A 23077-nucleotide genomic window follows, 5' to 3' on the forward strand; every position below is an offset into this window, starting at 1 on the left:
GGCGGGCAGTTCTCGTGGTTTCCGATACCCTCTTTTTCCCCGGCGCGCGAGAGTCCGACATGACTCACGAGATCGCCGTCGTGCCCGGTGACGGAATCGGGCAGGAGGTCACGCCCGCAGCGATCGACGTACTGAACGCCCTCGAGATCGACTTCGAGTTCACCGAGGCCGAGGCCGGCGACGCGGTCGCCGAGGAGACCGGCGACCCGCTGCCCCAGGAAACGTACGACCTCGCCGCGTCGACCGACGCGACGCTGTTCGGCGCGGCCGGCGAGACCGCGGCTGACGTGATTTTGCCCCTCCGCGAAGCGGTCGGTTCGTTCGTCAACGTCCGTCCCGCGACGGCCTATCCCGGTGTCGACGCCGTCCGTCCCGAGACCGACCTCGTCTTCCTCCGGGAGAACACCGAGGGCGTCTACGCGGGCCACGAGGACCGCCTCACGGACGACGTCGCGACGCTGACCCGCGTGACGACGGAGACGGCCTCCCGACGGCTCGCGGAGTTCGCCTGCGACTACGTCCAGCAGGGCGACCACGACGGCTTTACGATCGCCCACAAGGCGAACGTGATGCGCGAGACGGACGGACTCTTTCGCGAGACGGTCGCCGACGTCGCCAGCGAGGCTGGTGTCGCGACCGACGAGGTTCTGATGGACGCCTTCGCGACGAGGGTCTGTCTCGACCCCGAACAGTTCGACGTCATCGTCTGTCCGAACCTCGCGGGCGACGTGCTCTCGGATCTCGCCGCGGGGCTGGTCGGCGGGCTCGGCCTGCTCCCCTCCGCGAACGTCGGTCCCGATCGCGCGCTGTTCGAACCCGTCCACGGCACCGCCCCCGACATCGCCGGCGAGGGCGCCGCCAACCCCGCCGCGGCGATCCTCTCGGCGGCGATGCTTCTCGAGTACCTTGAGTACGACGAAGAAGCCTCGGCGGTTCGGTCGGCCGTCGAGACGACCCTCGAGGAGGGACCGCGGACGGGCGACCTCGGGGGTGACGCGAGCACCGAGGATGTGACGAACGCGATTATCGACCGGCTGTAGACGGACTTCCCGGCGGCGGTACCGCTCGAAACGAAGCCAGTGGAATCGAACGCACAAAAATCGACGACGGACACGCTTTTCAGCGACAGTACGGCGACGGGCAGCTCCGACGCTCAGGCGTCCTCGGCCTCGAGCGTCCAGTCGCCGTCGGCCTCGATATCGATCCAGACCGGTCCGCCCGCCGCGTACGACCGCGGGCTGTCGAACGATCCAGTCTGGTCGACGAGCTGTTCGTAGCTCCCGTCGGCGCCGTAGCCGGTGACGACGAACTCGCCGTCGCCGTCGTGGGTCAGCGAGAGCGAGAGGTCGTCGGGCGCCCAGAGCGGGCCGACGAACGAGGAGCCGTTCCCGGAGCGCTCGACCGGAAGCTCCTCGAGGTCTTCCCCGTGGATCTCCGGCTGCGAGAGGTCGACGAGCCACTCGCCGTCACCCGCTATCTCGAGCTGATAGCTGCCGCCGTCGACGGGGAGGATGGATTCGCCGGCCGTCTGTCCGGCGGTCGTCGCGAGCACGTCGCCGTCGAGCTCCACGACGAACTCGTCGTCGCCGTCGTGGGAGAAACTCGCGACGACGACTCCCTCGTCGAGTTCGACAGTCTCGGTCGTCGATCCGTCGCCCTCGAACTCGTAGGATCGACCCGCCTCGAGGATCGTCCCCTCCGGGCGCTCGTCGTCCACGTCGTCGTCGGTCTCGCGCTCGTAGCTCTCGTCGACGAGGTCGGAAGGCGTGATCACGTCGAGCCCGCGGTGTTCGAGATGGTTGAGCAGGTGCTCGAAGTCGTCGAGGCTCATCTCGCCGTCCTCGGGATCGTCGGTGTCGACGATCCGTTGCATGCGCAACACTGTGAGCTGGTTGTACTGGTCGACGAGGTTGATGTGCCGGCGCACGCCGTCATGAAGCGAGGGCCCCCAGATGTGCGGAATCATGTGACGCTCCGTCGGCGGCATCGTGCTCGGACAGGAACCGAACAGAAACGCCGTCTCGTGGACGTCCCTGACGACCTCGTAGGTCTCTTCGCTCATCCGATCGCCGGGAACGAGCAGGTGGCGCGCACCGTCCTCGAAGCCTTGTTCCTCGAGCATGCTCTTCGAGTTCTCGAGGACGGTTCGCTGTCGGTCCTGGGGCGAGTCCGAGAGCGGCGTCGTCGTCGACGGGTTCGAACAGATGTCCCAACCCCGATCCTGCAGTTCCTGAAGCTGCTCGACGTTCATCCGACCGCTCTCGCCGATGGCTTCCGGCGGGAGCGGGACGGCCGCGGCCCAGCCTCGCTCCTCGAGCATGTCGGCAGCGATGTCGTACTGGGACTCGTAGCCGCCGTGGAACAGGAGAATCGCCTTCCCGTTGTCGACGGACTCGACCTTTCGGAGGTCGTCGACGACCATCTTGATCGGTCGGCCGTCGTTCGTCGCGAGGATGTTGATCGCGGTGACGTTCGAGAGGTCCGGCTCGTCGCCGGGTTTGTGTTCGTACCCACAGTCGAGCCGGAACCAGCCCGTGAACTCACCGGGAACGGTTCGAACGGTCGTAAGCCGGCTCCCCCGGCCGGGCGCGACAAACTCGATGACGATTCGGTTCGCGGACTCGGGTTTGACCGCAAACGAGACGTCGTGCTCGGTGAGGTCGATCCCGTCCGAGAAGTAGACGGTCAGCCCCGCCTCCTCGCCCTCTTCGTCCTCGACGACCGCGGCCTGCGATCCACGCCGGGCCTCGTCGGACGACATCGAGAGCTCACCCGACCGCCGACTCGGCTCCTCCTCGAAGTCAGCCAGCAGTTCGCCGTCGTCGATCGCGGGCCACAGCGTTTCGCCTCCGCCGTCCCCACCGTCGTCGGAGTCGTCGCCGTTCCCGCCGTTCGAATCGTCGCCGTTCCCCTCGTCGTCACCGTTCCCACCGTTGCCGTTTTCGTCTTCGGACAGGAAGTCCGTACAGCCGGCGAGCGTCGCCGACGTTGCACCGACAGCGGCCAGCAGCCGCCGCCTGGACGACCCGAATCCAGTGTTAGTACCGTTATCCATGTGTGATCTGAACTTTCCGCACCTGTATACTTGTTAATAGAGGTACTAAACCTTCTTCCCGAAAGGACTGTGTCCGAGACCGATCGGTGCGGAGACGCTTATTCGATAGCTAACACCCCGCCTGCTGGCGGTTTCAGACGATTTCCAGAGTGGACCGATCGGCACCAGCCAGCTCGACGAGCGCGTCGGCCTCGAGAAGGTGACAGTCGCCGGGGACGACCAGCAGGTGCAGCGGATCGCCGAACGACCGCCGTGCGAGTTCGGTCATCGTCCCGGCCGCAACGAGGGGGTCGGGACTGCCGGCTCGAGCGACGACGATCCCGACGAGATCCGGGTAGACCTCGGCCAGTAGCTCGGCACCGACGTCGGCGGTCATGTACTCGCCGCGCTCGGCCTTAATATCCAGATAAACGACGGTGTGGTGTCCGTCTGCGCGGTTCGCGTCGATCGTCCCGGTTACGCTCGAGGGGAGCCCGTCGGCGCCGTGAGCGTAGGGGAAGGGAAGCGTCGTCGCCTTCCCGAACCGGTAGTTCTGTAGCCCGGTCAGGGAGCTGGCGGCCGTCTGGGCGGTGACGCCGTGAATCACTCGCGTCTCGATTCCGCGGTCGTGGGCGCGCAGCCGGAGGTCGACGTGGGTCGTCGAGATCATCGTATCGCCGGCCGTCAGGAAGGCGACGTCCTCGTCCTCGGCCGCGGCGAGCATCTCGTCGGGTTCCTGCTCGACGCCCGCTCGATCGCGAACCTCGATCGAGACGTCGTGGGCCGACTCGAGCTCCTCTGCGGTCGTCCCGAGCAGCTTGCTGGTGTAGAACTCGGCGTAGGCCCGGTCGGCCTCCCGGAGTGCTCGTCGACCCTCGACGGTGATCGACCGCTCGTCGTAGAGCCCGAGCCCGATGAAGATGAGCATGGCCGTCGGTAGCGCGAGCGGCCGTTATAAGCTTTCGACACGTCGATCGAAGCGTCAGCGTTAGGAGCCGGCGGTGGCGAGTGTCGGTATGGAGGTGCCGTGTGTCCGCGTCGAACCCGAGGCGGGCGAGGCGACGCGCTCGACTCTGGCCGAGGCGGACCTGATCAACGACGACTACGAGATCACCGTCGCGGACGGCTGGCTATACGTCCCGGTCACCGACCCCGAGGCGCTCTCGAGCGAGTACGAGGTCGTCGAGCGAGCCGTCGACGAGCGTCAGAGCCAGACGACCCCCGCCGAGTTGCTTTCGTTCGAGCCGTCCTACGAACGCCTCGGCAAGGCCGCCCTACTCGACGAGGATGACACCGAGCGCGCGCGGGCGATCGCCGACGCGATCCTCGAGTCTGATCTCCCCGTCGACACCGTGTTGAACAAGGCCTCGAAGGTCAAAGGCGAGACGCGGGTTCGGGACTGGGAGCTGCTCGCGGGTGAGGGGACCGAGGTCGTCCACCGCGAGTACGGCTGCGAGTTCGCGCTGGATCTCGCCGAGGTGTACTTTTCGCCCCGGCTCGCGACCGAACGCCACCGGGTTGCCGAACAAGTTGGGAGCAAGGAGCGCGCGTTCGACATGTTCGCCGGCGTCGGCCCCTTCGTGATCCCGTTCGCGAAGCGCGGTGCCGACTGCGTCGGCGTCGACGTCAACGAGACCGCGATCGACTACCTTCGCGAGAACGCCCGCCGAAACGGTGTCGAGGACCGCGTCACGCCGATCTGCGACGACGTCCGCGAGGTCGCCCCCGACCACGAGAGCTGGGCCGACAGGATCGTGATGAACCTGCCCCACAGCGCAGACGCGTTCCTCGAGTCGGCAGTGACGATCGCGGGCGAGGACTGTACGCTGCACTACTACGATATCCAGCACGAGGACGACCCGTTCGGTCCGGGCGAGCGCGCGATCCGCGAGGCCGTCGAACCCGAGTACGAGGTGACCGTCGAGACGCGGCACACGGTCCGTTCGTACGCGCCCCACGAGCTGAACGTCTGTCTGGACGTCCGGCTCGAGCGATAGGTCATCGTACGGAACGCGATAGCACGACCGTCGCGATTCGCAACCCTTATGGACGGTATCGGACGTACGAATAAATGCACTCGTCGACGTGCCGGTGTAGCTCAGACTGGCAGAGCGAATCCTTCGTAAGGATTAGGTCGAGGGTTCAAATCCCTCCACCGGCTCTTTTCGAGCGAACGAATACGTGAGCCAGAGCTCCGACTTGGAGAGATTTGGCTAAGAGGGAGTTCGCTCCAACTACGATCCGCGCTCTCCAACGATTCTTCTACCGCGAGCAAATTCGTGAGCGCCGAGTGCGCTCGCCGCCTGTGGCGCTACCGAGCTTCTCGATAGTACGGTCCGAATCGCTGTTCGTCGTTCGCCGAGAGGTCGATCCCGTTCTCGGCGAGCAGCTCGATCATCCGTTTGGTTTCACACTCGTACCACGTCGAAAGCACTCGAACGTTCTTCTGCGCGTAGTCGTAGTTCCGTTCGAGGACGCGTCTATCGGTTGGATCCAGTTGACGAGCTTTCATTCCATCCCACCTCTGTCCCCCAATCATGCATGATTCGTAATAAGCTTGTTGTGCGTTATCACTGACACCGGCCCTTTGGACTCGACCGCCAGCCGCGCTCGAGTTCGGCATCCGACTCGAGCGGTCGACCACCGGGCCGGCCGTGTTTTCGTCCCGTTTGTCGCCGAAGTCCACAGTTTCCGCCGTGAGATCGTCGCCCGGTACTCACTGTAACGTCTGTTCGGATCTATGGCAGGACACGCCGCCTCGGCTCGTTGGCGCTCGTTCCTCCCGCATTCGTTTCGGAGTATCATCCCCCGAGAGTGAATCGGATACGCTCTTTGCCCAGCGGGAACATTGACGCGCCATGACCGAGACAAACGGGGGACTGACCGAACAGTCCGCCCTCGGAATCGTCGCGTTGGTGACTGGGCTCCTCGCGGCGTTGCTCGTCCTACCCTACCTCCAGTACATCCTGCTCGCGGTCGTACTCGCCTACGCGCTCTCGCCGTTCCAGACGACCCTCGAGCGAGTGCTGAGCCCGACCGCGTCGGCACTGACGTTGATCGTGGGTTCGCTGCTCGTACTCGTGATTCCGGTGTTGTACATCCTCGTCGTCGCGATCCGACAGGCGTCGGAGCTCGTGGGGACGATCCAACAACAGGGGTTAGACACAGTGGCGATCCAGAACGAACTCGAGGGCTTCGGCTACCAGCTCGATCCCGAAGCCGCCATCGCGGCCTACGAGGCCAACCAGGGCCAGATCGACGACGGCCTGCACGGACTTCACGGCGCAGTCACCGGGACCCTCGAGTTCCTCGGCGGGCTGCCGTCGATCGCGTTCGGGCTGACGGTGACGATGTTCGTCCTCTTCGGGTTGCTCCGGGACGGCGACCGGCTGGTCGACTGGCTCCAGACCGTGGTGCCGATCAGCGACGACGCAAGAGACGAGCTGTTCGCCGAACTCGACCGGCTCATGTGGGCGTCGGTGATCGGCAACGTGATCGTCTCCGCGATCCAGGCCGTGTTACTCGGGATCGGCCTCTGGGTGCTCGACGTGCCGGGCGTCGTCCTACTCACCGTCGCGACGTTCGTACTCGCCTTGCTTCCGCTCGTCGGCGCGTTCGGAATCTGGGTTCCGGTCTCGATCTATCTCGTCGCCGTCGGGCGACCGCTGGCGGCGCTGGCGCTGGTCGGCTACGGAACGTTCGTCAGCATCTCCGATATGTACCTCCGCCCGGCTATCATCGGAAAGAGCGGGGCTCTCAGCGCCGCGGTGATCGTTCTCGGGATCTTCGGCGGGGTCGCGATGTTCGGCGCCGTCGGGCTGTTCGTCGGTCCCGTCATCCTCGGCGCGGCCAAGATCGCCTTCGACCTCTTCAGTCGCGAGTGGCACGGGTCGGCGGCATGAGATCGTCGCAGGTGCTCGAGACGGGCACGGGCACTCGTTCGGACCGACCTCACCCGAGCCGCGAGTTCGGCTGGCTCAGGGCGTTCGTCGTTCCATGTACTCGTCGTGACTGATCTTCTCGAGGGCGTCAGTCGGAAGACAGAGCAGGTCGCTGCGGCGCTTCGGGAGCACGCCGTCCATCACCGCGCCGCTCGCGTAGTCGACGTACCACTCGAGGTCGACCAGCGAGACGTCGCTCGTCTCGAGGACCCGTCCGACGGCCGCTTCCGCCTGCGGGAGTTCCCGCTCGATCGAATCGGGCAGTTGATCCGGACGTACACAGACCATGTCGCCGGGGCGAAGCGCCATTCACTAGCTGCATCGATCGGCTGAGGGTTAATAATTCCGGCTTGCTCAGTACTCCTCGCTCTCGGTACGGTTCGGCCGAAAACCGATGGCGCTGCCTCTCGAGGCCGAGCCGACCGCTCAGAGAAACGCCGTCAGGAGCAACGCGACGGCGACTCCCAGCGCGGGCAGATCCCGCTGGGAGAACGCAAGCGCCGGAAGCGTGGGGTTCCAGGAGAAACACCGCGCCCGCAGCGCGAGCGAGAGTCGATCGGCGCGGTCGAACGTCCGCGAGAGCCCGAGGAGGCCGATCGTCGTCGCGCGCTCGCGGGCGCTCCGCTCGGTGCCGAGCCGCGCAGCCATCGCGTCTCGGATCGTCCGCAGGTCCGACTGTACGACGGGCAGGAACCGAAAGATCAGTGCGACGCCGATTCCGAGGAGCTGGCCGGGTTTGCCCGGGACCGTCCGCTGGATCGCGGCCCGCGACTCCCGAACGGGGGTCGTCCGAACGTAGGCGGCGCTGACGAGCAGGATGAGCAGCACGCGGTAGCTCGCGAGCGCGGTGGCGAGCCCGGCCTCGAGATCGATCCACGGCGGGCCGAGGGTCGCGGCCGCGACGAGGGGACCCACCGCGAGGATCACCAGCGCGAAACGGTAGGCATACAGCGTCCGCAGCAGGGGAACTCGTGCGAGCGCCAGCACGGCCACGGTGAAAACCGAGAACCCGAGCAGGGCCCGCGGCGCGGTGTGAGCCAGCGCGGTCGCCGCGAAGCCGATCTGAACCGCGAGCTTGCTTCGGGGGTCCAGATCGTGGACGACCGTCTCGCCCGGCTCGTAGGTCAGCATCGTTCCTCGAGGTCCACCCGCGCTCGGGGGATGCGAACCGGCAGTCCGTCCAGTTCCTCGAGGGCCCGGTCGGGGTGCTCGTCGACGACGACCCGTCCGTCGGCCATCGCGATCACGCGGTCGGCCAGCCCGAGCACGTCCCGCAGGTCGTGGGTCGCGAGCAGGATCCCAGTGCCGTCGGCGGCCAGCGCCTCGAGTCGACCGACCACCGAACGGCGCGCGGGTTCGTCGAGTCCGGTGAATGGTTCGTCGAGCACCAGGTGGGTCGGCTCCATCGCGAGCGCGCCCGCGATGGCCACCCGGGACTGCTCGCCACCTGAAAGTCGGTCGATCCGTTCGTCCTCGCGTCCCCGTAGATTCACGGCCTCGAGGGCCTCGGCGACGCGTCGATCGATCTCCTCGCGCCCGAGGCCGAGGTTCGCGGGCCCGAAGGCGACGTCGTCGCCGACGGTCGCGGCGACGAACTGGTCGCGGGGGTGCTGGAACACCATGCCGACGCTCGTTCGAGCGCCGATGACGTCGTCCGCGACGGGAGTGCCGTCGACCAGCACCGTCCCCTCGTCGGGATCCAGCAGGCCGTTGCAGTGGCGCAGCAAGGTCGTCTTCCCGCTGCCGTTCGCTCCTGCGAGGACGACGAACTCGCCATCGGGGATCGAGAGAGAGACGTCCTCGAGTACGCCGACGTCGTCGAAGCCGAACGAGACGGAGCGGAATTCGAGCATCAGATCGTGTCGATCCGACCGCTCTCGACGATCGCGACCGCGGCGGCGATCTTCAATACCTCACCCGGGATAAACGGCAGTGCTCCGACTGTAATCGCCTCCCAGAGCTCGAGTTCGAGCAGCCAGGCCATGTAGCCCACTCCCATCCCGTAGATGAGGACGGTCGCGGTGACGAGCGCGACGACGACGAGCGGCGTCGAAACCTCGGCGGGATCCCGAAGGTCGGTCCCGCGGTGGACGAGCAGGCCGATCAGACCGGCGGCCAGGGGGTACGACCAGAGGTAGCCGGCCGAATCCCCGACGAGGACGCCGAGCCCACCGGCCATCCCCGCGAACACCGGGAGTCCGATCGCGCCGGCGGCAAGGTACAGCAGTATCGAGACGGTCCCCCAGAGCGGGCCGAGCAACAGCCCGGCGAGAAAGACGAACAGCACCTGCAGCGTGATTGGCGCCGGAGAGAACGGGATCGGTATCGCGATCGGTGCCACCGCGCCGAGGAGTGTCGCGAGCAGGGCTGCTCGAGCGAACGCGTGGACGACGTCGCCGTCGACGAGGTCGACGTCTCCCTGTTCGGTTGCCATACGTCACCACCGCCGTAAACCGTGATCAAAACTTCGGTTCACGACTCTCGAGATCGCGGACGAAACGGGTCGATCGAACGGATCGTGAGTGTACAGCGTCGAACGCGGTTCGACGCTCGTCTCGCCGATCGAACCGATCGCTCGTCGTCGAGAACGAATCGTCGGCTGTCTGCCGAAAACGGCCGCGAACGAGTCTCGAATCCGTCGGGGTTGTCGGTTAGTGCTGGTGGCCGGTCGCCTCGGCGAAGGTCTGGCCGAACCGCTCCTCGAACTGGTTCATGATGCGTTCCTCCTGGGCCTCGAGCTCCGGATCCGAGCCCTCGCCGTGGTGGACGATATGGTGAGCCCGGCTGGCGAACGAGAGGAGGGTGATGTCACCGACGGTCTCAGCGGCGTCCTGGTCGCCCTCGGCGAGGAGGTCGATGAGACCGGCGGGGAGCGTTACCTCGTCGGTCTCGTCGTCGTCGGTCGAGATCGTGATCGTGGTCGTGTCGACGTCGTCGGTCATACCCCGACGGAGGGGTGGGGCACCTAAAGACCCTGTGGCTCGGCCGTGCTCGAGGAATGTGGTATGATAGCTCTCCGCGAGGCTTTTGCTCCTCGGCGACGAACGGACTGGTATGCCCACCATCGAACTCGAGGAGGAGACCGTCGAACGGCTGGACGGGCTGCGGATCGAGGACGAGTCCTACGACGAGCTCGTCGTGGAGCTGATCAACATCTACGAAGCCAGCGAGTTCACCCTCTTTCACGCGGGCTGATACGGTCTGTTGTGACGAGTTCCCGGAGCAACCGCAGGACGGGGCGCGGTCGCTCCGGAACTGACGTACAGGAGTCCGTACGAGTAGACGGGACGGATCGCCGCCAGTCTCAGTCGCCGGCCGCGGCCTGCCGGACCGACTCCCATCGCCCCTTCGACTCGAGCTGGCTCTGGAGTTGATCTGCGTACTCCTGGGTGAGCTGCTCGGCCGCCCGGAGCTGCTCTTCCTCCTCGTCGCCGCCGTCTCCGCCCAGTCCGAGCGCGCCGAGGATGGAGTCGACGACGCCGCCTGACGAGTTCGAGGCGCCGCCACCGCCGCCCTGGCCGCCCATCGCGCCCATCTGACGATCGACGTTCTCGAGTTCGGGAATGATCTGGTCGACCTTTTCGGTGTTGGCGACGATCCGGGCCCGATCGGGGTCATCGGCGTCCTCGATCTCGAACTCCGTCGCGGTCATGATCAGGCTCCACTGCTGGCTCGAGAACCGCGAGTCCTGGACGCGCGCGGAGAACTCCTGATCGACGGTCATCCGTTCGCCGACGATCCGGTCCGTCCACGAGGTGTCGCTCATGGCCGTCGATTGCGCGGGTGTGCGTATCAGCGTTTCCCTCGCCGCAGCGTCGACGGTGGGCGATCCTGGGCTCAATCGAGTCGTTCCGAGCCCTCGGCGTGACGATTCGAGAGCTCGACGTATCGGTCCGCCGTCTCTTCGAGGCGCGGATCGTCGACCTCGGCTTTCGGTTCGGCGGGCGCGCCGGCGACGAGCGTCTCCGGCTCGACCTCGCTTCCCTCCGTGACGACGCTACCGGCCGCGACGACCGCACCCTTACCGATCCGGGCGCCGTCGAGGACGACGGCGTTCATTCCGACCAGCGCGCGCTCGCGGACGGTCGCGTCGTGGACGATCGCGCTGTGACCCACCGTGGCGTAGGGCTCGAGCTCGGCGTCCTCGTGGAGGACCGCGTTGTCCTGGACGTTCGCGCCCTCGCCGACGACGATCCGGCCGTGATCGCCCCGGAGGGTCGTGTTCGGCCAGACGCTGGCGTCGGCCTCGACGACGACGTCGCCGATGACGACCGCGCTCTCGTCGACGTACGCCGAGTCGGCGACCTGGGGTTCCGTCCCTTCGAACGAGCGAAGCATGGCGGCTACCTCTCGCGAACGGGGCTTGAATCTACCGTCGATCGGAGTGTGTTCGACCGACTCGTCGTATAAACACCAATGTATGTTGGCGGTAGCTCTAATGCGGTATCCCCGCTACGAAGAAGTAGGCAGTGGACGGACGTACCAGAATGCATCCGTAGCCCGCTGCCGTGCTCCGAAGGCCCCGTCTTCGAATCAGGAAGTCTACCCCGCTTCCGTTCCCCGAAGACCCCACCTTCGACGTGGAGGGTTCGACCCCGCTTCCGTTCACCCAAGACAGTCACCTTGATCAGGGGGGTCAGACCCCGCTTCCGTTTTGCGGCTTCCTTCCCTTTCGGCTCGACCCGAACAGCGAGTTCCGACGCCGGTCGAGAGCCGTCCGTACCTCGCCGATCAGTCGCTCGACCGGCTCGAGACAGTGGGCGGCTAACGAACCGATTACGACCGGACCGTCGGTCGAGAGCGCGGCTGTCACCGTCTCGAGTTGATCGAGCAGTGCGTTCGGTCGGTTGTCGATGCAACCGCTCAGCGCGAAGAGTGCAACGGTGGCACCGATCCGCGCGATGCGTCTGGCTCGAGACTCGAAACGGCCGGACACTAGCAGCCCTCCCGGCGACCGCGAAAGAAGTACTGCTCGATTCTAGAAGGCGCCGCCCTCGAAGTCGGTGTCCGCGTGGAGACTGTCCTTCAGCGCGTCGTGGACCTTACAGAGCTCGAAGGCGCGGTCGATTACCTTCTGCCCGGTGTCGTCGTCGACGTCGGCCTCGACGCGGATGTCGAAGTGGACCGACTCGAGCTTGTCGTCGTCGTTGAGCTCGCCCGTCGACTCGATCTCGATTCGACCGAGGTCGCCGGCGTCGCGCTGCTGGCCCCCGACGCGCAGCGCGGGGACGTAACAGGAGGCGTACGCCGCCAGCAGGCTCTCGAGGGTGTCCGGCGCCTCCTCGCCCTCGGCGTCGATCGTCGTCTCGAACTCGCCGATCTCGTTCGTCGCGCTGAACCCCTCTTCGGAGACGGTGGTGACTTGTTTCGACATCGCAGTCGGGACAACCACTGCCGTCGCCGTAAACGTTGTTCTCGGGGGCAACACCGTCCGGTTCGAGTTTCCGCCGAAAAATGGACTGTATCGGTCTGCCGGCTCAGCTCTCGAGTTCGAACGGCTCGTCGGCCTCGAGGACGTGGACTTCGGCGTCGCTGCCCGTCCCCGCGACCTCGCTTTCGAACTGCTCGGGGTCCTGCTCGATCGGCGGGAACGTGTCGTAGTGCTGGGGGAACGCGTGGTCGACGTCGAGCCAGTCGACGGCGACGGCGGCCTGCCAGGGCCCCATCGTGAAGTGATCGCCCATCGGCACCGCCGCGGCGTCGGGCTCGAGGTAGGGACCGACGACCTCGCGCATCTCGGTCATCAGCGAGGTGTCGCCCGCGTGGTAGAAGGTGGTCGACTCCTCGTCGGCGACCTGCGTCGGTTTCGTATCCGAGATCACGAAGCCGGCGGGCATCCCCGCGTCGACGTCGTACTCGGTCATGATCCCGTTGGTGTGGTCTGCCCGGACCATCGTGACGAACGCGTCGTCACACTCGACGGTCCCGCCGAGGTTCATCCCCATCCCGCCGACGGCGTCCTCGAAGCCGAACTCCTCCTCGCAGTAGGAGACGAGTTCGGGGGTCGCGACCAGCGTCGCGTCGCTGAACTCGCCCGCGTCGGCGATGTGGTCGGCGTGGCCGTGCGTGAGCAGGACGTAGTCCGGTTCGTCGACGTCCGACGGCTCGAGGCCCGTCTTCGGGTTGTCGAAGAACGGGTCGATCAACAGGTCGGTGTCGCCGACGGTGACGTGCCACGTCGAGTGACCGTGCCAAGTGAGTTCCATAGCAGGCCAACGGTTGGTCGGAGACTGTCTTAAAACTGGCCGCGGGAGCTGCCGTGGGCCGCCTGCGACCGCAGGCGACGATCGGAACGACGAGCCGGCAACCCGCGGAGCGATGCCGTGGCGTTTTTTGTACGGGGCTCCTACGACGGTGTATGCTCTCACTCTCGCTCGAGGAGTTCATGGTCGAACTGAACGAGGGATCGATCAAGAACGTCGGTCCGACGAACAAGTCCGCGACGGTCAAGCTGTTCGGCGTTGAGGAGGCCGGTGCCCGCGAGTTCGGCGACAAGCGAGTCAAGCTCGTCTTCGAGGACGAGGACGGCAACGAGGTGCAGGTGTCGCTGTTCCCCGAAGACGTCCGCAAGATCGTCAAAGACGTCGAGGCGCTCGAGGACGATTCCCCGGTCTTCGAGTGAACGACGGCCGATTCCGGCGGTCGTTTCGCGCACGGATCGGTCGGTACTGCCCCGAACGCATTCCGACAACCGTTTTAGGGCGAAACTGCTTGGTTCGTGTAGATGGGTAACTGTATCATCTGCGGCACGTCTGTCGACGGCGAGATCTGCAAGAGTCACGAGGAGGACGCGGTCTTCGAGTTCCGCGGAACCACCCCCTCGCAGCTCACCCCCGGTCGCTACTACCGGGGAACCGTCGACGGCTACGCCGATTTCGGTGTCTTCATCGATATCGGCGACCACGTAACCGGTCTGTTGCACAGAAGCGAACTGGACAAGCGACTCGAGAGTCTCGACTGGGAGCCCGGCGACGAGGTGTTCGTCCAGGTTCTTGACGTCCGGGACAACGGCAACGTCGACCTCGGCTGGTCGATCCGCCAGCGCGAACGCGAGTTCCGTGGTCACCTGGTCGAGACGGCCGACGACGAGTTCCTCCCTGAGGAGGCCAACGACGGTCCCGACGGCTCGGAGACCGACTCCGAACCCGAACCCGAGCCCGAGCCAGATTCGGGCGCCGAACCGGGCGCGAGCGCCGACGACGCCGGTCCGAGCGACGAGGCGAGCCCGCCGACGGGCGGTGCCGAGGCGGTCGCTGCCGAGAGCGGCTCCGTTGCGACCGAGTCGGCCACCGCCTCGACGCCGACGACCGACGACGCCGCCGACGCCGAGCCGGAGGCCGAACCGGCGCTGAAGCGAACGACGATCGACGCCATCGAGAACCAGGTCGGCAGCGTCGTCCGCCTCGAGGGCGAGATCACCGGGGTCCGCCAAACATCCGGCCCGACGGTCTTCGAGCTTCGCGACGAGACCGGCACCGTCGAGTGTGCGGCCTTCGAGGAGGCCGGCGTTCGGGCCTACCCCGACGTCGAGGTCGAGGACGTCGTCGCCCTCGAGGGCGAGATCGAGCGCCACCACGGCGACCTGCAGGTCGAGACCGAGACCCTCGAGATCCTCGAGGACGAGGCCCGGGAGACGGTCGTCGACCGCCTCGAGAGCGCGATCGAGCGCGAGGCCCGACCCGCCGACGTCTCGCTGCTGGCCGACCACGACGCGGTCACGGCCGTCGAAGACGAAATCGCCGACGCCGCGACGACGATCCGACGGGCGGTCATGGAGGCCCGACCCGTCGTCGTTCGCCACGCCGCGACCGCCGACGGCTACGTCGCCGGCGCCGCCATCGAGCGCGCCGCGCTCCCGCTGATCCGCGAGAAACACACCCGCGAGGACGCCGAGTACCACTACTTCGAGCGCCGGCCGCTCGAGGGCCGGGTGTACGACATGGACGCCGCGACCGACGACGTCACCTCGATGCTCGAGGCCCGCGACCGCCACGACGAGCAGCTGCCGCTGGTCGTACTCGTCGGCACCGGCTCGACCGTCGAGTCCGCCGACGGCTACGAGCTGCTGTCGCTGTACGGCGCCGAGGCGCTGGTGATCGACGACAGCCGCGCCGACGAGGAGATCGTCGACGCCGTCTCGGCGGCCGTCGCGCCCTCGCTCGGCGGCGCCGACGTCGCCGATCTGACCTCGACCGCCCTCGCCGCGAACGTCGCCGCCCACGTCAACGACGACGTTCGTGACGACCTCGAGCACCTGCCGGCGATCAGCTACTGGGAGAATGCCCCCGAGGCGTACCTCGAGCTGGCCACCGAGGCCGGCTACGACGAGACGGACATCTCCGAGCGACGTGAGGCCGTCGCGCTGGAAGCGTTCTACCAGAGCTACAAGGACAAGCGCGAACTCGTCGCGGACCTGCTGTTCGACGGGAACGCCGACCTCGCGGCCCACGTTTCCGAGCAGTTCCGCGACAAGCTCGAGACCGAACTGGGAACCGCGCGAGAGAACCGCTCGGTGCAGGAGGTCGACGGGCTGACCGTCACCGTGCTCGACACCGACGCGTTCACCCACCGGTACGACTTCCCGACGACGATCCTGCTGCTCGACGCGCTCCACCGCCGCGAGCGCGAGGAGTCGGCCGCCACGCTCGGCATCGGCGAGGACGAACTGCACGTCCGGACGACCGAAGCGATCGACGTTCGGGCCCTCGGCAACGCGATCGCCGAACGGGTTCCGAACGGCGGCGTCCACGTCGTCGGCGGGCGGGACGGCCACGTCGAGTTCCTGCCCGGCGAGCGCGACGCCGTCCACGAGGCCGCACTCGAAGCCCTCGCCGAGACGCTCGCGTAATCGCGCCCTTCTCCGTCGTCCGCGATCTGCCAGCGGCGGCACCAGTCAGAAACGCATTTGGCAGTCGCTATCACACGTAGGGTATGGGCGCCGATCCGAGGACACGGCTCCGCGAGAACGCCACGGAGGTGACGGCGACGCTCGTGACCGGGATCTGGCTCGCCGCGATGTTCACCGGCCAGGGGTGGTGGCTCGCGGCGCTGCTCTTCGGGTATATCGTCGTCGTGCCGATGGTCGCATTGCTGTTCGGCGACGAGGACGACGTTCGGGAGTGGTGGACCGAAGACGAAATCGACCCCGAGACGCTCGCGGAGGCGGAAGCGGAGGAGTCGTCAGCCACCGACGCCCTCGAGCGACTCCGCGATCGGTACGCGGCGGGCGAGCTGACCGACGAGCAGTTCGAGCGCAAGCTCGATCGGCTCCTCGAGACCGAGAGCCTCGAGGACGCCGACCGCTGGCGACGCGAACGACGAAACGAACGCGAGTCGGCCCGGGACCGCGACCTCGAGTACGAGCGCTGAACCCCAAGACGCGGGCTGTGGCCGGAACGGCGACGTGAATTCACTCCCTGTCGTCCGCCCGTTCTGGCTCGTCGGCTACTGGCTCCGGTTCGTCCGCCGCGACGTCCTCGAGCAGGTTCGTGATCGTCAGCTCGAGTTCCCGACGCACCGTTTTCGCACCCAGCCGATCGAGCACGAACGACCAGATCGAGTCGAACGTGTACCTGGCCGTCGCCGTGACACGGGCCTCCTCGCCGTCCTCGACAGTGACTCTCGAGTATCGTTCCTCGAACATCCCGCCGTCGACGAAGCGGTAGGCGTACCCGTTCTCGAGCGCCGAAAACACCACTGTCATCTCGGTTCCGTCGATCGCGACCGTCGCCTCGGCCCCGTCGTCGGTCGGCTCACAGGATCGAACCTCGTAGACGTCCGCGTACTCGAGGATCGAACGCGGCGTCAGTCGCTCGCGGAGTTGCTCGGCGGACGGCTCGACGGTGTACGAGAGCTCGATCTCGCGCATTCAGAGTGACGTTGCGGGCGAGCGGTCAAAGCCGTACTGCTCCCGAGCCGAAGGGTAGCGAGTCCGACACGCTTATTCACGCTCCGAAACCAACTCCGTGTAGTGAGTACCGAGACGCCCGAACCGACCGAAACCGACGCGTTCGAGAAGGTCTGCGAGACGCTCGTCGAGCGAATTCTCGCTGGCGAGATCGACCGTGACGAGGTCGAGAAGGCCAAGCTCGAGGCGTGTTCGGAACAGTCGGCGCCGAAGGTGCCGAAGAACTCCGAGCTGCTGGACTACGCGCCCCAGGAGCACCGCGAGGAACTCGAGTCGGTGCTTCGGCGCAAACCCGTCCGAACCGCCTCGGGCGTCTCCCCGGTCGCGATCATGACCTCGCCCGAACGGTGTCCTCACGGGAAGTGTCTCTACTGTCCCGGCGGCCCCGACTCGGAGTTCTCGTCCTCCCAGAGCTACACGGGCGAGGAGCCCGCTGCGGCGCGAGGTGTCCAGAACGACTACGACCCCTACGGCCAGGTCACCCTGCGCCTCGAACAGCTCCGGGAGATCGGCCACCCGGTCGACAAGGTCGAGCTGATCCTGATGGGCGGGACGATGACCGCCCGCAGCCACGACTACCAGGAGTGGTTCGTCAAGCGCGCCCTCGAGGCGATGAACGACTACGACGTCGACAAGGAGCCAGAGCCCGCCGAGGGCGTCAGCTTCGCCGAGGATCCCGAGGAGTACGAGTGGAAGTACCTCGAGGACGTCATCGCCGAGAACGAGACCAACGACATCAGGAACATCGGAACGACGTTCGAGACCAAGCCCGACTGGTGTGACCCCGAGCAGATCGACCGCATGCTCGACCTCGGCGGGACGAAAGTCGAGGTCGGCGTGCAGACGACCTACGAGCGGATCAATCGAGAGATGCACCGCGGCCACGGCGCCCAGGCGTCGATCGACGCCAACCGCCGGCTCCGCAACGCGGGCTTCAAGGTCGGCTTCCACATGATGCCGGGCCAGCCGGGGATGTCCAAGGAGATGTGTCTCGAGGACTTCCGCCGGCTGTTCGAGCAGGAGCAGTGGAAACCCGACTATCTCAAGATCTACCCGACGCTGATCGTTCGCGGGACCGCGACCTACGACTGGTGGCACGAGGGGGAGTTCGACCCCCTCACGAACGAGGAGGCCGCCGATCTGGTCGCCGAGATCAAGGACATGATCCCCCGGTACACGCGCCTCCAGCGGGTCCAGCGGGACATTCCGGCGGACTACATCGACGCCGGCGTCTGGAAGTCGAATCTGCGACAGCTCGCCCGACAGCGCATGGACAAGCACGGCTGGTCCTGTGACTGCATCCGCTGTCGCGAGGCCGGAATGAACGATGAAGTGCCCGAAAACGTCGAGCTCGACGTCATGAACTACGACGCCTGCGGCGGCACGGAGCAGTTCATCTCGTTCGAGGACTTCGAGAAGGACCTCCTCGTCGGCTTCTGTCGCCTCCGGTTTCCCAACGACGGCGGCACCGCGGACGGCCTTCCCTCGGTCACAACGGGCGACCGGATCCGGCCGGAGCTCGAGAACGCCGCCATCGTCCGCGAACTCCACGTCTACGGCAGCGAGGTCGCCGTCGGGAGCGAGGGCCAGACGGACCAGCACCAGCACAAGGGGTACGGTCGCCGGCTGATGAACCGCGCGGAGGAGCTTGCGGCCGACGCCGGCTACGACAAGTTGAGCGTCATCTCGGGGATCGGCGCTCGAGAGTACTACCGCAACAAACTGGGGTACACGCAGGACGGCCCCTACGTCAGCAAGCGGCTGTAGCTGACGGAACGAAAACAGAAGTTTGCCGCGATCCTCAAGCCAGGAATCGGCGCCGCGTTCGTCCGTAACTGTGGGCCACCCTCTCTCGACCGAACCGAACATATCGACTTGCTTAGCGTAGTAGGTGACCGATTTTCAGCCGCTGCAATCCAGCCAAGTGTTACCAAAAATTCACTAGATACCTATCTTACCTCTTACATCGTTTCTCGGTAAGTGGTGAGAGACCATGAGTGAAGAAATGCGATCGAAAGAGGGAATCATCGAGGGGACGGTTTCGACCGATAAAGGCGATGACGTCGAGGCGGCAGTAATAACCGCTACTGATACCGAAACGGAGGAACTCGAAGCGATAATCACGACGGAGGGGAGCGGTACGTACTCCGTTTCGGTCGGACCTGGTACATACGATGTGCGATGCGAACAAATCGGGTTCGAGACCGACGAGCAATCCGTCACCATCGGTGAGGATACGACGGAGACGCTGGACATCACGCTATCCGAACTGGCGTCCGATGCGGCGAGGGAGATGGCCGATACCCTCGAAATCGGCCTTCTTGCCAGCGGCGATCACGCGACGGTCGGCGGTGGTTTGGACAACGAGGCCCGCGGCAGGTACGACACGGTCGCCGGGGGATGGGGCAACGTAGCCGACGGTCAGGCGGCGACAGTCAGCGGCGGAGCGAGAAACGAAGCCAGCAACACCGACGCGACAGTTGGCGGTGGCGTCGGAAACAAAGCCAGCGGCTTCCGAGCGACAATCGGGGGAGGAGGTGGAATTAGTGGAGCCGGAAACACGGCAAGTGGCTCGCACTCGACAGTCGGGGGCGGGCGAAGGAACCATGCGAACGGTGGTTTGGGAACGGTACCTGGAGGTTCGGAGAACGTTGCGCACGCCAATAATTCGTTCGCAGCCGGCCGGAGAGCGTACGCGACTCATGAAGGGGCAGTGGTGTTCGCTGACTCCAGCGATGCCTACCAGACGTCGGACGGCGAGAACGAGATCAGATCACAGATGCCGGTCTTCGCGCCGGCGTTCAACTCGACAAGCGCTACATCGGCGAAAACGAACGTCGAATCGGTCGATCCCGAAACGGTGCTCGACGGCGTCGAGGACTTGGAGATCACCACGTGGAAGTTCAGACACAACGGCACCGGAAAACACATGGGACCGATGGCCGAGGAGTTCGCCGAAACGTTCGATCTTGGTGACGACGATGAATCAATCTCGACAGTCGATGCCGAAGGGGTTGCACTCGCTGCGATCCAAGGCCTGTCGAAGAAGCTCGCCGAGAGGGACGACCGAATCGCGGAGCTAGAGAAGCGACTCGCCGCCCTGGAGTCGTAGGTTGGTTTCACGAGACGGCTCTCGTCGACGACCAACCCAAATCTCCGCGGGAAGTACGGCGTAAAGAGCCCTTGTCTGCCATGCGGAAACAGTACCAGTAGAAAGAATCGGCGTTCTTTTGTCAGTTCTATCCTCTCGCCATCCCTGTCAGTATTCGTAAGAGAATCCCTCGATACTACCACAACGTTATTACTCACGACGTGTTATGCCACGTGGTAACAGATGTACGACTGCATTCTCGTCCCGACCGACGGTTCGCCGGAGGGCGAGCGCGCGCTCGAGTACGCCTTCGAGCTCGCCCGAACTCACGACGCGACGGTGAAGGCGATCTACGTCGCCAACGTCGCCAGCTACGGCGGGCTACCGATGGAGACCGCCTGGGAGGGCATCGGGGAGGCGCTGCGCTCGGAGGGTCAGGGCGCGCTCGCGCGGGTCGAGGAGCTCGCGCCGCCGGACGTCGAGGTCGAGACCGAGATCCTCGAGGGGTCGCCGAGTCAGGTGATCGTCCGGGAGGCGACGCCCGACAGCTGCGATCTCGTCGTTATGGGTACACACGGCCGCGGCGGAATCGACCGCCTGCTGCTGGGCAGCGTCGCCGAGCGGGTCGTCAGACAGTCTCCGGTCCCGGTGTTGACGGTCAGACTGGACGAGGACGAACCGGTTCCCGAATCCGAACGCCAGGCCGAGACGGCCGAGGGAGAAAGGGCTGAGCCCTCGGACGTCTAGGTCGGCCGCAGGTGCTCGCAGTCGCCAGCTGAGACCGTTTCCCGGCCGTCGTCGGTCTCGACGACGAGCGCCCCGCTGTCGGTGACGTCGACGGCTTCGCCGACGAGTTCGTCGGTCGGCCGCTCGACCCGGACGCGCTGGCCCAGCGTCAGCGCCAGCTCGCGCCAGGCCGGGACGACCGCCTCGAAGTCGGTCCGAAGGCGATCGAACTCCTCGAGAAGTCGCTGGACGAAGACGCGTCGGTCGACGTCGCCCGCCTCCGCGCGGATCGACGTCGCCTCTTGTGGAAGGACGTCGCTGTCGATGTTCGCGTTGACGCCGATCCCGACGACGAGCCACGCGATGCGGTCGGTCTCGCCCTCCATCTCCGTGAGAATTCCTGCGAGCTTGTGGTATCCGCCCTCGTCATCGACGGGAACGACGACGTCGTTGGGCCACTTGATCCGGGCGTCGACGCCGGCCTCTCGAGCCGCCCGCGCGGTCGCGACCGCCGCCGCGAGCGTGTATAGGGACGCGCGAGCCGGCACGACCTCCGGCCGGAGGACGATACTTAACCAGACGCCCCCCGACGGAGCGGTCCACTCGCGTTTCAGTCGACCCCGGCCCCCGGTCTGTTCGTCCGCGAGGACGCCGACGTCGCTCGCGCCCTCGGTCGCCAGCTCACGGGCGCGGTCGTTGGTGCTCCCGATCGCGTCGTGGTAGTCGATCGAGAACGGCGCCTCGAGCCCGAACTCGACCGCGGGAGCGTTGTAGGCCGCGACGTCGGTTAGCTCGTACCCCGTCGATCCGCCCTCGATCTCGAAGCCGGCCTCGCGGAGCGCGTCGATCTGCTTCCAGACGGCCGCCCGGGAGATGTCGAGCTCCTCGGCGAGGTCGGGGCCCGACACGGGCCCGTCGCCGATCGCCTCGAGGATCGCTCGTCGCGTCTCGTTCATACCGGGCAAGGAACGGGACCGCACTTGAATCGGCTGGATCGGCTCTCGAGCGGTCCGCGGTTCGACCATCTCTCGCCGTGACCGGTCGTTCGACCGTCGGATCCGGAGGTTTTTGTCGCTCGCTCTCGGACCACCAAATGAATGAGGTGAGTTAGCACGACACAATGAAGATCGGCACGCGCTGTACGACCTGCGGGACGCGACCCGACGACAGCGAGATCACAACCTGCGAGACGTGCGGGCGCGGAGTTCACGACCCCTGCGAGGAGTACGAGACGATGTTCGAGTGTCAGTACTGCGGCGACGAACCGTGGATCGGCGCGGTCGAGTTCTGAGCCGAGCGGCGACGGCGCGACGGGCGAGCCGTTCGGCGCCCGCGGAACCGAGTGTTAGCTTCGCAGCTCCCGGAGCTTCTCGCGGCCGGGCGCGATCAGTTCGTCGAGGTAGCTTGCGAGGGTGCCCTTGGCGTCGGCGGGGTGGAGCTCGCCCGACTCGAGGTCCGCGGCCAGGCTCTCGTACGCCTCGTAGGTCAGATCGCCACCGTACTTCTCGGGACGGTCGACGACGATCTCCTCGAAGCGCGGGAAGACGTGGTACTCGAACAGCTCGAGAACGGGGTTCTCGAGGTCGTCCTCGGGGTCGCGCGTCGGCGGGCAAAAGGCCGAGTTGACCTTCTCCTCTACCTCCTCGGTGGAGTCCTCCATCGAGATCGTGATCCCCTCGCTCGAGGACATCTTTCCCTCGCCGCTGGTGAGGTCGGCGACGATCGGCGTGTGGAGACACGGCCGGGCCTCGTAGCCGAGCTCGGGGAGCTCCTCGCGGGCGAGCATGTGGACTTTCCGCTGATCCAAGCCGCCGACCGCGAGGTCCAGGTCGAGGTACTCGATGTCCAGCGCCTGCATCAGCGGGTAGACGAGGTGGCTCACTTTAGCGGTCTCGCCCGACTGGAGTTCGGCCATCGCGCGCTGGGCGCGGTTCATCGTCGTCGAGAGCTCGAGTTCGTGGAGGTCGAGGGTGTACTCCTCGTCGAGCTGGAACTCGGAGCCGTAGACGAACTCGGTGTTCTCCTCGTCGAGGCCGTAGGCGGTAAACTGCGCCTGCATCCGTTCGGCGGTCTCGCGAATCTCCTCGAAGCTGCCCTTCCCGTTGAGGTAGGCGTGAACGTCCGCGAGCAGGACGACGACCTCCATGCCGGCGTCCTGGAGGTCGATCAGCTTGTTGGCCGTCAGCAGGTGTCCCAGGTGTAACACGCCGGAGGGCTCGTAGCCGACGTAGACGCGCTTGCCCTCGGGCTCGGTCGCGAGCTCGCGCACCTCCTCGTCGGTGACGACTTCCTCGGCGTTTCGCGTGATCAGCTCGTAGGCGTCCATCTCTACCTCATCGCACCCGGCGAACGGTTTTATAATAACCGACCCGCGACCG

General features: G+C 66.0%; 27 protein-coding genes and 1 tRNA gene. 12 read left to right on the forward strand and 16 right to left on the reverse strand.

Annotation, left to right across the window (positions count from 1 at the left end; all coding sequences use genetic code 11):
* Nucleotides 1-59 precede the first annotated feature (59 nt).
* Nucleotides 60-1040 (forward strand): isocitrate/isopropylmalate family dehydrogenase, encoded by a 981-nt coding sequence (locus tag QA600_RS06190; protein WP_278291088.1) that lies wholly within the window; start codon nucleotides 60-62, stop codon nucleotides 1038-1040.
* A 113-nt stretch (nucleotides 1041-1153) separates the two neighbouring features.
* Here the strand turns inward: QA600_RS06190 and QA600_RS06195 are convergent, their stop codons facing one another.
* Together QA600_RS06195 and dph5 are read right to left on the reverse strand one after the other, a co-directional pair.
* Nucleotides 1154-3055, reverse strand: coding sequence for a polysaccharide deacetylase (locus QA600_RS06195; RefSeq protein ID WP_278291089.1), 1902 nt, complete (start codon nucleotides 3053-3055; stop codon nucleotides 1154-1156).
* Between the two features lie 133 nt (nucleotides 3056-3188).
* Nucleotides 3189-3962 (reverse strand): diphthine synthase, encoded by a 774-nt coding sequence (dph5, locus tag QA600_RS06200; RefSeq protein ID WP_278291090.1) that lies wholly within the window; start codon nucleotides 3960-3962, stop codon nucleotides 3189-3191.
* Between the two features lie 88 nt (nucleotides 3963-4050).
* On the opposite strand from dph5, the gene QA600_RS06205 reads away from it, so the two are divergent.
* Together QA600_RS06205 and QA600_RS06210 are read left to right on the forward strand one after the other, a co-directional pair.
* Entirely contained in the window at nucleotides 4051-5031 is a 981-nt protein-coding gene (locus tag QA600_RS06205) for a class I SAM-dependent methyltransferase family protein (RefSeq protein WP_278291091.1), read from the forward strand.
* Between the two features lie 90 nt (nucleotides 5032-5121).
* Nucleotides 5122-5195, forward strand: a tRNA-Thr gene (locus QA600_RS06210).
* 150 nt (nucleotides 5196-5345) lie between these two features.
* On the opposite strand, the gene QA600_RS06215 is transcribed toward QA600_RS06210, so the two are convergent.
* On the reverse strand, nucleotides 5346-5546 hold the full coding sequence (locus QA600_RS06215) for a hypothetical protein (RefSeq protein WP_278291092.1): 201 nt from the start codon (nucleotides 5544-5546) through the stop codon (nucleotides 5346-5348).
* A gap of 346 nt (nucleotides 5547-5892) precedes the next feature.
* Between QA600_RS06215 and QA600_RS06220 the strand changes: the two genes are divergently transcribed.
* A complete protein-coding gene (locus QA600_RS06220) occupies nucleotides 5893-6936 on the forward strand; it encodes an AI-2E family transporter (RefSeq protein WP_278291093.1) in 1044 nt (347 codons plus the stop codon).
* 75 nt (nucleotides 6937-7011) lie between these two features.
* Here QA600_RS06220 and QA600_RS06225 read toward each other — a convergent pair whose 3' ends face one another.
* The 5 genes from QA600_RS06225 to QA600_RS06245 all read right to left on the reverse strand — a co-directional run bounded on the left by QA600_RS06225 (nucleotide 7012) and on the right by QA600_RS06245 (nucleotide 9917).
* Nucleotides 7012-7284 carry a hypothetical protein gene (locus QA600_RS06225; protein ID WP_278291094.1) on the reverse strand — a complete coding sequence of 91 codons (273 nt, stop codon included), beginning with the start codon at nucleotides 7282-7284 and terminating at the stop codon, nucleotides 7012-7014.
* Between the two features lie 117 nt (nucleotides 7285-7401).
* Nucleotides 7402-8106: an energy-coupling factor transporter transmembrane component T gene (locus QA600_RS06230; RefSeq protein ID WP_278291095.1), complete on the reverse strand. Its 705-nt coding sequence runs from the start codon at nucleotides 8104-8106 to the stop codon at nucleotides 7402-7404.
* Nucleotides 8100-8828: an ABC transporter ATP-binding protein gene (locus QA600_RS06235; RefSeq protein WP_278291096.1), complete on the reverse strand. Its 729-nt coding sequence runs from the start codon at nucleotides 8826-8828 to the stop codon at nucleotides 8100-8102. Before QA600_RS06235 ends, QA600_RS06230 begins: the two co-directional genes overlap by 7 nt.
* A complete protein-coding gene (locus QA600_RS06240) occupies nucleotides 8828-9409 on the reverse strand; it encodes a biotin transporter BioY (RefSeq protein WP_278291097.1) in 582 nt (193 codons plus the stop codon). Before QA600_RS06240 ends, QA600_RS06235 begins: the two co-directional genes overlap by 1 nt.
* Before the next feature lie 217 nt (nucleotides 9410-9626).
* Complete coding sequence (locus QA600_RS06245) at nucleotides 9627-9917, reverse strand: hypothetical protein (RefSeq protein WP_278291098.1); 291 nt, start codon at nucleotides 9915-9917, stop codon at nucleotides 9627-9629.
* A gap of 112 nt (nucleotides 9918-10029) precedes the next feature.
* Between QA600_RS06245 and QA600_RS06250 the strand changes: the two genes are divergently transcribed.
* The gene (locus QA600_RS06250; RefSeq protein ID WP_278291099.1) at nucleotides 10030-10170 is read left to right on the forward strand and encodes a hypothetical protein; all 141 of its coding nucleotides are present in this window, start codon (nucleotides 10030-10032) and stop codon (nucleotides 10168-10170) included.
* Nucleotides 10171-10279: 109 nt separating this feature from the next.
* On the opposite strand, the gene QA600_RS06255 is transcribed toward QA600_RS06250, so the two are convergent.
* From QA600_RS06255 to QA600_RS06275, 5 genes are all read right to left on the reverse strand, one after another.
* A complete protein-coding gene (locus QA600_RS06255; RefSeq protein ID WP_278291100.1) occupies nucleotides 10280-10741 on the reverse strand; it encodes a DUF5799 family protein in 462 nt (153 codons plus the stop codon).
* Nucleotides 10742-10812: 71 nt separating this feature from the next.
* Nucleotides 10813-11313 carry a gamma carbonic anhydrase family protein gene (locus tag QA600_RS06260; RefSeq protein WP_278291101.1) on the reverse strand — a complete coding sequence of 167 codons (501 nt, stop codon included), beginning with the start codon at nucleotides 11311-11313 and terminating at the stop codon, nucleotides 10813-10815.
* A gap of 298 nt (nucleotides 11314-11611) precedes the next feature.
* The gene (locus tag QA600_RS06265) at nucleotides 11612-11911 is read right to left on the reverse strand and encodes a hypothetical protein (protein WP_278291102.1); all 300 of its coding nucleotides are present in this window, start codon (nucleotides 11909-11911) and stop codon (nucleotides 11612-11614) included.
* 42 nt (nucleotides 11912-11953) lie between these two features.
* On the reverse strand, nucleotides 11954-12349 hold the full coding sequence (locus QA600_RS06270) for an OsmC family protein (RefSeq protein ID WP_278291103.1): 396 nt from the start codon (nucleotides 12347-12349) through the stop codon (nucleotides 11954-11956).
* A gap of 103 nt (nucleotides 12350-12452) precedes the next feature.
* Nucleotides 12453-13181, reverse strand: coding sequence for a metal-dependent hydrolase (locus QA600_RS06275; protein ID WP_005556954.1), 729 nt, complete (start codon nucleotides 13179-13181; stop codon nucleotides 12453-12455).
* Between the two features lie 152 nt (nucleotides 13182-13333).
* Between QA600_RS06275 and QA600_RS06280 the strand changes: the two genes are divergently transcribed.
* The 3 genes from QA600_RS06280 (at nucleotide 13334) to QA600_RS06290 (ending at nucleotide 16344) form a co-directional block, all read left to right on the forward strand.
* Complete coding sequence (locus QA600_RS06280; RefSeq protein WP_005556952.1) at nucleotides 13334-13597, forward strand: hypothetical protein; 264 nt, start codon at nucleotides 13334-13336, stop codon at nucleotides 13595-13597.
* Between the two features lie 102 nt (nucleotides 13598-13699).
* Complete coding sequence (locus QA600_RS06285) at nucleotides 13700-15823, forward strand: OB-fold nucleic acid binding domain-containing protein (RefSeq protein ID WP_278291104.1); 2124 nt, start codon at nucleotides 13700-13702, stop codon at nucleotides 15821-15823.
* 83 nt (nucleotides 15824-15906) lie between these two features.
* Entirely contained in the window at nucleotides 15907-16344 is a 438-nt protein-coding gene (locus QA600_RS06290) for an SHOCT domain-containing protein (protein WP_278291105.1), read from the forward strand.
* A 40-nt stretch (nucleotides 16345-16384) separates the two neighbouring features.
* Here the strand turns inward: QA600_RS06290 and QA600_RS06295 are convergent, their stop codons facing one another.
* A complete protein-coding gene (locus tag QA600_RS06295) occupies nucleotides 16385-16843 on the reverse strand; it encodes a hypothetical protein (protein WP_278291106.1) in 459 nt (152 codons plus the stop codon).
* Nucleotides 16844-16945: 102 nt separating this feature from the next.
* On the opposite strand from QA600_RS06295, the gene QA600_RS06300 reads away from it, so the two are divergent.
* The 3 genes from QA600_RS06300 to QA600_RS06310 all read left to right on the forward strand — a co-directional run bounded on the left by QA600_RS06300 (nucleotide 16946) and on the right by QA600_RS06310 (nucleotide 20720).
* Entirely contained in the window at nucleotides 16946-18649 is a 1704-nt protein-coding gene (locus QA600_RS06300; protein ID WP_278291107.1) for a tRNA uridine(34) 5-carboxymethylaminomethyl modification radical SAM/GNAT enzyme Elp3, read from the forward strand.
* A gap of 238 nt (nucleotides 18650-18887) precedes the next feature.
* A complete protein-coding gene (locus QA600_RS06305) occupies nucleotides 18888-19994 on the forward strand; it encodes a carboxypeptidase regulatory-like domain-containing protein (RefSeq protein WP_278291108.1) in 1107 nt (368 codons plus the stop codon).
* Between the two features lie 222 nt (nucleotides 19995-20216).
* Nucleotides 20217-20720, forward strand: coding sequence for a universal stress protein (locus QA600_RS06310; protein ID WP_278291109.1), 504 nt, complete (start codon nucleotides 20217-20219; stop codon nucleotides 20718-20720).
* On the opposite strand, the gene QA600_RS06315 is transcribed toward QA600_RS06310, so the two are convergent.
* Nucleotides 20717-21655: a biotin--[acetyl-CoA-carboxylase] ligase gene (locus QA600_RS06315; protein WP_278291110.1), complete on the reverse strand. Its 939-nt coding sequence runs from the start codon at nucleotides 21653-21655 to the stop codon at nucleotides 20717-20719. The two genes, QA600_RS06310 and QA600_RS06315, sit on opposite strands and share 4 nt — an antisense overlap.
* A gap of 164 nt (nucleotides 21656-21819) precedes the next feature.
* Between QA600_RS06315 and QA600_RS06320 the strand changes: the two genes are divergently transcribed.
* On the forward strand, nucleotides 21820-21990 hold the full coding sequence (locus QA600_RS06320; protein WP_278291111.1) for a hypothetical protein: 171 nt from the start codon (nucleotides 21820-21822) through the stop codon (nucleotides 21988-21990).
* A gap of 54 nt (nucleotides 21991-22044) precedes the next feature.
* On the opposite strand, the gene QA600_RS06325 is transcribed toward QA600_RS06320, so the two are convergent.
* Complete coding sequence (locus QA600_RS06325) at nucleotides 22045-23025, reverse strand: tyrosine--tRNA ligase (protein ID WP_278291112.1); 981 nt, start codon at nucleotides 23023-23025, stop codon at nucleotides 22045-22047.
* Nucleotides 23026-23077: the final 52 nt, after the last annotated feature.

The organism is Natronococcus sp. A-GB1 (assembly GCF_029688845.1).
Classification (GTDB): Archaea; Halobacteriota; Halobacteria; order Halobacteriales; family Natrialbaceae; genus Natronococcus.